This window comes from Nguyenibacter vanlangensis (genome assembly GCF_013376155.1).
Lineage (GTDB): Bacteria > Pseudomonadota > Alphaproteobacteria > Acetobacterales > Acetobacteraceae > Gluconacetobacter > Gluconacetobacter vanlangensis.
Map to the genome: position 1 here is coordinate 1 of NZ_JABXXP010000905.1, position 969 is coordinate 969.

At 67.2% G+C, this 969-nt stretch carries 1 protein-coding gene; it reads right to left on the reverse strand.

Annotated features, from left to right (window positions below; all coding sequences use genetic code 11):
* Nucleotides 1–148: 148 nt before the first annotated feature.
* A partial coding sequence (locus HUK84_RS20050) for a peptidylprolyl isomerase (RefSeq protein ID WP_176641768.1) occupies nucleotides 149–969 on the reverse strand: 821 nt, incomplete at its 5' end.

The window sequence follows — 969 nt, forward strand, 5'->3', positions numbered from 1 at the left end:
GCTAATGGAGAATGGGGAAGGGATTGAGCCATCGGTCCGGTCTTCTTTCTGCGCGGCTTCGGGGCGATCCTGCCGGCCCGCCCCGGCTGGGGCGGGCGGCTGTGGGCGGATGGAAAACCACCGGGCCGCCCGCCCGGCTTGCGTCGTCTTACTTCGTCGCGGGCGCCGCCGGCGTGGCCGGGATCGGCTTGCCGGTGGGGTCGTAACGGACGACCTTCACCGCCGCCACGGCCTTCTCGACCGCATCGCGGACACCCTGCTGGATCAGCTTCTGGCGGATTTCATCCCGCACGTCGGCCAGTTTGGGCACGGAGGCGGTGCGCGTGTCCAGCACTTGGATGACATGCCAGCCATATTGTGTATGGACAGGGACCTGGCTGAAGCTGTGCGGCTTCATCGCGAACGCGGCGTCCGAGAAGGCCGGCAGCATGTCGCCCTTCTTGAACCAGCCCAGGTCGCCGCCATTCTGCTTGGCCGACGCCTTGTCGGTCGACAGCTTGGCCGCCAGCGCGCCGAAATCGGCCCCGCCCTTCAATTGCTTGATGATATCCTGCGCCTGGGCCTCGGTCGCCACCAGGATATGGCGCGCATGGATCTCGGGCTCGGGCTTCTTGTTCGCGTAATTCTGCGTGTAATAAGCCTGGATCGCGGCATCGGTCAGGCCGGGCGTGACCTGCTGCGACAGATAGGCGTTCTGCAGCGCGTTGGCCGCCGCCGCGTTCATCTGCTGCTGAACCTCGGGCTGGTTCTGCAGGCCCGATCGGGTTGCCGCCGCCTGGATCGCCTTCTGGTCGATCAACTGGTTCAGCAGCATCGGGAAGATCATGTTCGGCGGAAGCTGGCGCAGTTGGGCCGGCATGGTGGCCGCCGCCTGGCGCACGTCGTCCAGGTGGATATCCTGGCCGTTCACGCTGGCGACGACCGGGTTCGGATTGGCGGGCGCCGCCGGCGCCGCGGCCGGCGGCTTGG